Origin of the sequence: Polynucleobacter finlandensis, assembly GCF_018881755.1 — a bacterium.
In the GTDB taxonomy this organism is placed as follows: domain Bacteria; phylum Pseudomonadota; class Gammaproteobacteria; order Burkholderiales; family Burkholderiaceae; genus Polynucleobacter; species Polynucleobacter finlandensis.
On the sequence record NZ_JACVPS010000025.1, the window covers coordinates 1 to 9,365 of the forward strand.

At 44.4% G+C, this 9,365-nt stretch carries 11 protein-coding genes; 10 read left to right on the forward strand and 1 reads right to left on the reverse strand.

Translation table 11 applies throughout. The features are described from left to right. The 5 genes from ICN49_RS11415 to ICN49_RS11435 all read left to right on the forward strand — a co-directional run. Positions 1-432 (forward strand): hypothetical protein (locus ICN49_RS11415; RefSeq protein ID WP_216168196.1); only part of this gene is annotated, 432 nt, incomplete at its 5' end. 48 nt (positions 433-480) lie between these two features. Further along, entirely contained in the window at positions 481-1,524 is a 1,044-nt protein-coding gene (locus ICN49_RS11420; RefSeq protein WP_216168206.1) for an Ldh family oxidoreductase, read from the forward strand. 4 nt (positions 1,525-1,528) lie between these two features. Next, positions 1,529-2,518 carry a Bug family tripartite tricarboxylate transporter substrate binding protein gene (locus ICN49_RS11425; RefSeq protein ID WP_216168197.1) on the forward strand — a complete coding sequence of 330 codons (990 nt, stop codon included), beginning with the start codon at positions 1,529-1,531 and terminating at the stop codon, positions 2,516-2,518. Between the two features lie 30 nt (positions 2,519-2,548). Beyond that, positions 2,549-3,304 carry an MBL fold metallo-hydrolase gene (locus ICN49_RS11430; protein WP_216168198.1) on the forward strand — a complete coding sequence of 252 codons (756 nt, stop codon included), beginning with the start codon at positions 2,549-2,551 and terminating at the stop codon, positions 3,302-3,304. Between the two features lie 29 nt (positions 3,305-3,333). Further along, the gene (locus ICN49_RS11435) at positions 3,334-4,068 is read left to right on the forward strand and encodes an ABC transporter substrate-binding protein (RefSeq protein WP_216168199.1); all 735 of its coding nucleotides are present in this window, start codon (positions 3,334-3,336) and stop codon (positions 4,066-4,068) included. Positions 4,069-4,123: 55 nt separating this feature from the next. On the opposite strand, the gene ICN49_RS11440 is transcribed toward ICN49_RS11435, so the two are convergent. Then, the gene (locus tag ICN49_RS11440; RefSeq protein WP_216168200.1) at positions 4,124-4,513 is read right to left on the reverse strand and encodes a cupin domain-containing protein; all 390 of its coding nucleotides are present in this window, start codon (positions 4,511-4,513) and stop codon (positions 4,124-4,126) included. Between the two features lie 170 nt (positions 4,514-4,683). Here ICN49_RS11440 and ICN49_RS11445 point away from each other — a divergent pair, with 170 nt between their 5' ends. The 5 genes from ICN49_RS11445 to ICN49_RS11465 all read left to right on the forward strand — a co-directional run. Beyond that, positions 4,684-4,950, forward strand: coding sequence for a cupin domain-containing protein (locus ICN49_RS11445; protein ID WP_216168201.1), 267 nt, complete (start codon positions 4,684-4,686; stop codon positions 4,948-4,950). 47 nt (positions 4,951-4,997) lie between these two features. Further along, the gene (locus ICN49_RS11450) at positions 4,998-5,504 is read left to right on the forward strand and encodes a GlcG/HbpS family heme-binding protein (RefSeq protein WP_216168202.1); all 507 of its coding nucleotides are present in this window, start codon (positions 4,998-5,000) and stop codon (positions 5,502-5,504) included. Between the two features lie 169 nt (positions 5,505-5,673). After that, on the forward strand, positions 5,674-7,821 hold the full coding sequence (locus ICN49_RS11455) for a carboxypeptidase-like regulatory domain-containing protein (RefSeq protein WP_216168203.1): 2,148 nt from the start codon (positions 5,674-5,676) through the stop codon (positions 7,819-7,821). 21 nt (positions 7,822-7,842) lie between these two features. Further along, positions 7,843-8,175, forward strand: a complete 333-nt coding sequence (locus ICN49_RS11460) for a c-type cytochrome (protein WP_216168204.1) — start codon at positions 7,843-7,845, stop codon at positions 8,173-8,175. A 102-nt stretch (positions 8,176-8,277) separates the two neighbouring features. Then, the coding region (locus ICN49_RS11465) for a carboxypeptidase regulatory-like domain-containing protein (RefSeq protein ID WP_216168205.1) at positions 8,278-9,365 on the forward strand (1,088 nt) is incomplete at its 3' end.

Consider the following 9,365-nt stretch of genomic DNA (forward strand, 5'->3'; position numbering starts at 1 on the left):
ATTATGCTTAGGGAGTTATTGCGCAGAGTGGACATGATGGTCATCTTAGAAAATAAATTGGATGTGCTGGTTAGATTACATACCCCTTTGCCGCCTGCAAAGATCGGCTGGCCTGAACAACCAGGTGAGATCAACCATCTAAGGCAAGAAGAGCTTTATGGGCCTAATGCGGGTTTAACTGAAATTCTAGTGCCAGCTGGTTATGTTAGCGGGGCATATGACCCTGAATTCATATTATCCGCAGACCGTAAAAAATATATTAGTAAGGCTAGCAATACCTACACAGAAATTGCGAAACCTGGCTTACCATTTTCTTTAGTATTTCGGGTGGAGCCAGGCATGGAGGATCAATTAATCAAAATTGCATCTGCTTATGAAGCGGCTTCAAGACGCAGAGTGGCGCCACCCCAGTTTGGACCGCTCTCTTCATAAGCTTTGATTTTCTTAGTTTGAATAGTATTTTTATACCTTAGGATAATGATGAATACCCAAAGCAGTAATAACGAACTTATTCAAGAATCAGATCTTCATGCTTTAGGTAAGCGCGCCTTTCAAAAGCTTGGAATGGGCGATAAAGAATCTGACGATGTAGTGCGAATTCTGGTGTTAGCAGATCTATTTGGATTGTCCACACATGGTTTAAGTCGTATCGAATCTTACGGAGATCGGCTAAAGATCGGCGGAATTAACGCGCGACCTAATATTCGGATTGAGTGCCTAGCGCCGGCGATGATTGGGGTGGATGGTGATAATGGTGTTGGCCCCCTAGTTGGAATGCGCACGCTCGATGTAGCTATTGAAGCAGCGGCAGAATTTGGAATTGCGATTGCATTTGCCCGAGGTAGCAATCACTTCGGACCTATATCACCTTACTCCTTGATTGCGGCAGAAAAAGGTTTTGCTAGCATTATCGGCAGTAACGCCACTACTACCATTGCACCATGGGGCGGGTCTGATGCCCGCTTGGGTAATAGTCCGCTTGGTTTTGGTGTGCCAAATCCTGGTGGTGCACCATTCTTATTGGATATGGCGATGAGCGTGGTCGCACGTGCCAAAATTAGAAATGCCTTTAAGCGTGGTGAAAAGATTCCTGATACTTGGGGTACAGATATCAAAGGGAATCCAACATCGGATCCGAAAGCAGCTTTAGATGGATTCTTATTGCCAATAGGCGGTCATAAGGGCTATGGTTTAGCGTTAATGGTAGACCTATTTGCTGGCTTATTATCAAATGCTGGATATTTAACCCACATTCAATCCTGGCAGGATGCCCCGGGGGAGCCACAAAATCTTGGCCACTTCTTTATTTTGATTGATACCAAACGCCTGGGTTCTAGCGAGTGGCTTAGTGCACGTATGATTGACTTTGCCAATATCTTGACAGATAGCCCGCCTGCAGATTCTAGTAGGCCAGTGATTGTTCCTGGAATGATTGAGTTGGCAAAGCTTGAGAAGCAGCGTAAAAATGGTATTGAAATTAGTTCTGAGACTTTAAATCTACTAAGACAGTATGCGGGAGAATAGCAATATGAAGACCAAGCTGTTTGCACGACTATGTTGCACCCTTTTTCTCAGTTTTCAATTTGCTTTTGTTTTCAGTGCGATAGCGCAATCCACTTATCCTGATAGACCTATCAAAATGATCGTGCCCTATGTGGCGGGTGGGGCAGCAGACATTACTGCGCGATTAGTGGCGCAATCCATGTCAGATAGCATGGGTCAACCGGTCATTGTAGAAAATAGACCTGGTGCAAATGGCACGATTGGATCAGATATGGTTGCCAAGGCTGCGCCTGATGGCTACACACTGTTGTTGACGGCTAGTGGACCTTTGGTCATAAATCCAGTGTTATATAAAAAGGTACCTTTCGACCCTGTAAAAGATTTTGCTCCAATTAGCATGTTGATTACCTATCAATATGTTTTGGCGGTGCCATTCCAGTCGCCCATTAAAAATATTACTGAATTAGTTACAGAGGCTCGCGCAAAGCCCAAAGAATTTAGTTATGGGTCTACTGGTATTGGCGGTGGCGGACATTTGGCTGGAGAATTATTCGGTCTTTTGGCTACTGCAGAATTTACTCATGTTCCTTATAAAGGCGCCGCACCAGCGCTAGCGGATTTATTGGGAGGCCAATTAAGCTTCACTTTTGAACCACTGGTTACCGGACTTCCAATGATCAAGGCTGGCAAATTGCGCGGCTTTGCTGTTTCAGGAATGAAGCGTAGTAAGGGAATGCCAAGCTTGCCAACAATGAGTGAGTTGGGCTTCAAGGGCTTCAATATCACACAGTTTCAAGGGCTGTTAGCACCCGCAGGTACGGATCCAGCGATTATTCGTCGTTTAAATGTTGAGGCTGTGAAAGCCTTGAAATCTACTGCAGTCATTCGTCGCTTAGTTGACGAGGGTGGTAATGAGATTGTTGGGGGATCGCCGACAGAATTTACTCAACAAATTCAATCTGATCTGCGCTTATATGGAAAATTAATTACTGATGCACATATTAATGCGGATTAATTACTCTATTTTTCTTTATTGAAAGTTAGTATGCATCGTTATCAAGTTGATGTATTGATCCAAGGGTTCCCAGGCCGGGCTATTTGTCATGGTGGTCTAGGTTGGAGTACAGTCACCCTGATACGAGGCGAGGGGCGAATCATATTGCTTGATGTTGGAGCATTTGGAATGCGCAAGCCTTTAGAGCGCCGTTTGCAAGAGTTTGCAGTTAAGCCTGAGGATGTTACCGACGTAGTACTAACCCATGCTCACTATGATCATGTTATTAATTTCACACTTTTTCCAAATGCCAAAGTATGGATTGGTCAAGTTGAGTTAGATTGGGCAGCTCTTCAGCCGCCTGGCTTTAATCCACTTCCTGAGTTGTATGTTCAAGAACTTGTTCGTTCGGATAGAGTTTTAAAATTGACGGCAGGGGAAGAATTTATACCAGGAATTCATGCATACGCAGTACCTGGACATACCCCCGGCCATTTACTCTTTGTTTTGCATAATGGCGAGAATGATATTTTATTCACTGGGGACTCAGCCAAGAATCGAGCCGAGTTGCTTTCTCGAAAAGTAGTGGATACCGATGATGAAAAAGAGAGTGCTCAGTCGATTGAACTCATTTGGCGCTATTGGAAGCAAAGACCTGGGAACCTCTTAATTCCAGGTCATGATTTATCTATGGTGCTAGATGCGCAAGATCAGCCTTGCTACTTTGGTGATCGTAAAGCAGCAATTCGCATTTGGTTTTCTGAAAGCATTGAGCATTCTGATGTCATTGATTTGACCGGCGCTTAATTTTCTTCGCTTATTAACTAATATTTCATATGCCTATTTTTAAAGATTTAATTCATACAATTGCGCCTACCGGCAAACTTCGCGCCTCTATTAATTTAGGTAATCCAATCCTAGCAAATAAAAATCCTCAGTCAGGAGAGCCCTATGGCGTATCGATTGATTTGGCTAATGCTTTTGCAAGGAAGTTGGGATTAGAGATTGAATTGTTTGTTTTTGATTCTGCTGGAAAGTCTGTAGAGGCAGTCACACAGGAAAAGGCAGACTTTGGATTTTTTGCAATTGACCCCTTGCGTGGAGAGGGAATTTTATTTACGGCACCCTATGTATTGATTGAAGGGGCTTACCTCGTGAAGGAGAGCTCCCCCATCCAGAGTAATCATGAAGTAGATATGCCAGGAAATCGCCTTGTCGTTGGCAAGGGGAGTGCCTATGATTTATTTTTAACAAGAGAAATAAAATCTGCTGAAATTGTGCGCGCCCCAACATCCCCATTAGTTGTGAGTAGCTTTCTTGAAGGTGGCTATGAGGTGGCTGCAGGTGTGAGACAGCAATTGGAGGCGGATGCCTTAAAAACTTCTGGGCTCCGTCTGCTGCCTGGTCGATTTATGGTGATACAGCAAGCTATGGGGTTGCCAAAGCTAAGAGGTGAGGCTGCCGCAGGTTTAATGTGTGAGTTCGTCCAAGAGATGAAGAAAAGTGGTTTTGTTTCTGATGCACTGCAACGACACGGCATTCACGGGGCCTCTGTAGCGCCGTTGAGTTAGTTGCTATAAAAAAAGCCACCCAAAAGTAGCCCCTCTAAATTATGGTATTGATTGCTTATGGCGCAGGACTGGCAACGGGCTTCCCTTTTTCTACTACATAGGTTGCCAATACTTTGGTTTTCTCAGAGCTATTATTAATACCATCATGTACTAGGCCAGCCGGCACAAAAAATACTTCGCCAGCATGCACAATGCGAGTCGGCTGACCATCAATTTTGAGCTCTAGTTGGCCTTCTAGGATATACCCCATTTCTTCACCAGGGTGTGTGTGCCTTCCCGCAGCAACGCCTGGTTCGAATTCTGCCTTTGCTTGCACTACAACTTTATTGGGTACGCTGAGATCCTGTGTTTGTAGTGCAGTTCTAGTAAATCCTGGAGTTTGAGCATATGCAGCAATTGCAATAAATGCCCCTGAGAACCCCAGCATTAGACTTTTCTTTTTCATGTTCTCCCTTTACTTTTAGTTTAGGTGTATTTTTCATTAATTGACATGCTGCTATCACCATATTAGATGCTTATTGAGTTGGCGAATTCAAAACTTAGGGTATCCACTCAATGCGTTTATATTTTTAAATGATAAATTTGATCAAGATTTCATAAAGGTTGAAATTAAATATGAATCAAGAGACTTTTTTGCAGCAGTTACAACAAAATCATTTCCCTGAGCCTTTGCTGACTAAAAAAGGTTCAGGCGCTGTGGGTGTTCATTCACACACATTTGAGCCAATAGCGCTGATTGTTCAGGGTGAGATGTCTATCAATATTGATGGAGCGGTTACCCGCTATCAAGTTGGTGATGTGTTTCATTTGAAACCTAATCAACTGCATTCAGAGGACTATGGTCCCGAGGGCGTTACTTACCTTGTGAGTCGAAAAGATTAGCGTTAATGTGATGTTGTATTTGATTAAATAAGATAAGGAATCATCAAATGAAATTTCAAAAGCTACGTACTTATAGTTTTTTTACCATTATGAGTCTCATGAGTTTTTATGCTGCTGCACAAGCATCTTTTGCGCCTCCTCCGGTTGTTCCATACGGAGTGCCTATTAGTCTTGAGAGTGCCAAAAAAGCCGCAGGTGGTGCAATTGTAGAAGCGCAAAAAAATAAATGGAGAATGGCGGTTGCAATTGTGGATACAGGCGGACACTTGATTTATTTTGAAAGAATGCAAGACACCCAAACAGGTAGTGTTGATTTGGCGATTGAGAAGGCCAAGACAGCTGCCTTATTCCGTAGGTCTACCAAGTTATTTCAAGATGCTGTTGCAGGTGGTGGTGAGGGCTTACGCCTGTTGCGCCTCACTGGTGCGATTCCGATTGATGGCGGTATTCCAATCATTGAAAATGGAAAATTGGTTGGTGCGGTTGGAATTTCTGGTGGCAGCGGCGACCAAGATGGCCAAACAGCCATGGCTGGAGCTGCAGCCGTTAAGTAGTACCATCTGCATAGCTAAAAAAGGCTGCTTTCGAGCGGCCTTTTTTGCCTACCCCATTCATCGGTCCGGGGGAGCGTAAACCCTAGTACCCATCGTTAAATTTGGGCTAGCGCGTAGGTTATATTATTTCCACTACAAAAGAAGTTCAATAAAGACATTAGGAGACAAGATGCGCCAATCATATTTGCGTTTGGTGTTTGTGGCTATTTGCATTGCCTCAAGCCCATTATTTGCTGTTGCTGCTTCAGATATTTCTGGAGTTGTTAAAAGCAGCAAAGGTCTTGAGGCTGGTGTTTGGGTGATAGCTGAAACAACAGACCTTCCTACAAAATTTACCAAGATTGTTGTAACCGATGATCAAGGCCGATTCTTAATCCCAGAATTACCAAGTGCCAACTATAAAGTGTGGGTTCGTGGTTATGGCTTAGTTGATTCTTCTAAGGTAAGCGCAAAGCCTGGCGCCTCTTTAAATCTCAAGGCGGTAATTGCACCTAACGCAAAAGCAGCGGCAGAGTATTACCCTGGCATGTATTGGTATTCCATGCTCGAGATTCCAAAGGCTAGTGAGTTTCCGGGAACGGGCGAAAAAGGTAATGGTATTCCAACCTTTATGAAGCAGCAGCATTACTGGGTGGATACCGTCAAGAATGGTTGTCAGTCTTGTCACGCGCTTGGCTCGAAGGGAATTCGTCAGGTACCAGAATTTTTTACGAAAATGGGTAATGGTGATTCATTCGCCGCCTGGGCTCATCGTACTCAAGCAGGTCAGGCAATGGGCTATATGGCTTTAGTGCTTGGGCGCCTTGGTCCTGATAAAGGCCTGTCTTTATATGCGGATTGGACAGATCGAATTGCAAAGGGTGAATTGCCGTTTGCCAAACCAGAGCGCCCAACTGGACTCGAACGAAATGCGGTTTATAGCATGTGGGACTGGTCAACACCTAAGTTCTATATGCATGATGCAATGTCTACAGATAAACGTAACCCCACTGTAAATGCTAATGGTCTTATTTGGGGTGCGCCTGAGGAAAGTACCAATTTAGTTCCAACGCTCGACCCAGTAAAAAATATTGCATCATCTGTGCGCATGCCTGTGTTAGATCCAAAGACGCCTTCATCCACTGGGGCGCCACGAGGCCCATCAGCATATTGGGGCGATGAGCCAATTTGGGACGGTCAAAGTAGTATTCATAACCACATCATGGATGAAGTTGGAAGAATGTGGTTTGCAGCTCGAATTCGTCCAGTACCTAACCCCGATTTTTGTAAGGCTGGATCAGATCATCCTTCCGCTAAGGTGGTGCCTCTGAATGAATCGTTGCGCCAAATTAGCATGTACGATCCAAAAACAAAAGAGTGGGCTTTAATTAATACTTGTTTTAGTACGCATCACGTCTATTTTGGACACGATGCCAACAATACTTTATGGACAAGCGCGGGCCCACCAAATAGTGGTGTTGTGGGATGGCTCAATACTAAAAAATACTTTGAGACTCGTGATGAAAAGGTATCTCAAGGATGGACGCCATTAATCATTGATGCCAATGGCAATGGCAAACGCGATGAATGGGTAGAGGCAAATCAGCCTTTGGATCCAAACAAAGATAAGCGTGTGATGGCCGCATTTTACGGAGTGCAGCCTAGCCCAGTAGATGATGCTATTTGGGGTCAGGCGATGGACGTTGGTTTTTCAAGAATCGATCAGCCCGGTTATTTGATTCGTTTGAATCCAGGATCTGATCCTAGTAATACTGCGTTAGTTGAAATTTATCAATCTCCCGAAGGAACCTTTGGGCCAAGAGGTTTGGATGTCGATTCCAAAGGTGTTGTATGGACCGTTCTATCTAGCGGCCATATTGGTAGCTTTGATCGTAGCAAGTGTAAAGGTCCATTAAACGGACCAAGCACCGCTGAAGGTAAACAATGCCAAGAGGGCTGGACTCTGTATCGCCTGCCTGGACCTCAATTTAAGGGTATGGATCCCAAGGGCAGTGCAGATGGCGCCTACTATATTTGGGTTGATTTGCACAATACGCTTGGCTTAGGCAAAGATGTTCCGATTGCTTCCTCCAATGGTGGTGAGGCTCTGATTGCAGTTGTGAATGGTAAGTTAGTGAATTTACACGTCCCTTATCCAATGGCCTTCTTTACCAAGAACGTGGATGGACGTATTGATGATGCTAATGCTGGCTGGAAGGGCCGTGGTGTTTGGACTACTACCGGAACTCGAACACCATTTCATAGTGGAGACGGCAGCAAAGATATGTATCCAAAAGTATTTAAGGTGCAAATGCGCCCCAACCCTTTGGCAAATTAATCTCAACCAGAATATTTTGATATGAAAAAAATCGTTTTCTTTCTCCTAAGCCTTACCTTATGGATGGCCCAATCCTCTTTTGCGCAGTCTAATCAAGCTGCAGCTGCATTAGCAAATCAGAGTGGTTGCATGGCTTGTCATAAAGCTGACGGTAAGTTAGTTGGTCCTGGCTACCAAGAAGTTGCAGAAAAGTATAAGGACCAGCCAGGGGCCTTAGAGATGTTGATGCAGAAAGTAAAAAAAGGGGGTGCTGGGACTTGGGGTCGTATACCAATGCCGGCGCATCCTCAGTTAAGCGACGAATCTTTAAATATCTTAGTGACTTGGGTTTTAAAGGGCGCTCCTGCTCAGTAGAGGGTGCCCTCGAATGGGCTGAACTTGCTTGATTACCTGATGAGAAGAAATTGGTAGCAGTTTGTTGAATATAGGGCTCCTAATCAAGCTATGAAATTCACAATGAAGTTTTTTTTAGTAAACCTTTTTTTACTGCTATCAAGCGCTTCTTTTGCGACCGAAAATACTGCACTTCAGGGAACGGTGAAGTCTTCGGCAGAAGGTTTGATGGAAGGGGTGGTTGTGAGTGCTAAGCGCCTCCAGTCGACCATCACTACCTCTGTGGTCTCAAATCAACGTGGTGAATATCAATTCTCAAAAACAAGACTACCTGCCGGCACCTATGAGATTTCTATTCGGGCAGTTGGATATGAATTGCCCGCTAAAAAAACAGTCAGCATTACCAGTCAGCAGACTAGCAGTGCCAATTTAACATTGGCATCTGTCAAAGATATCTCAGGGCAGTTAACCAATGCCGAGTGGATGGCAAGTATGCCCGGATCTGAGCGAGAAAAACGTGCCTTATTAACCTGCGTGACTTGTCATACTCTTGAGCGTGTTGTGAAGTCTAAGTACAGTAGTGAAGAATTTTTAACGATCGTACTTCCTCGAATGCAAAGTTATGTGAATCAGAGCATGCCCGGCGCTCCTCAGATGCGAAAGGGCGTGCGTCTCATGGAGGAGCAGGGCGAAGATCGAGTCAATATTTATCGTGAAATGGGTGAATTTTTAGCCCAAATCAATTTGCATAATCGCACTCGCTGGACTTATCCACTGCAGACTTTTTCAAGACCTAGCGGTGAGGCTACTAAAGTAATCTATACCGAATATGGTTTACCACGGCAGCTATTGCAGCCACATGATGTGATTGTCACAAAGACTGGACAGGTTTGGTACTCTAGTTTTGGTGAGCAAATTATTGGTCGCATGGATCAGGCAACTGGGGCCGTAAAAGAGTATGAAGTTGAAGTATCGAAACCTGATTTTCCAAAAGGAATCTTAGCCATTCGCGAGGATCGAGATGGTCAACTTTGGATTGGTAATATGTATCAAGCTGCTATAGCTCGGTTTGACCCTAATACGGAGAAGTTTGAATATTTCCGGCCAGCCCCTAAAGACAATTTGCCATCTACCCAGTTAAATCAAGTGGCGCCTTATAACCGGAATATAGATGGTAAGGTGTGGGCCCAAAACAGTGGTTTTGCGGGGGT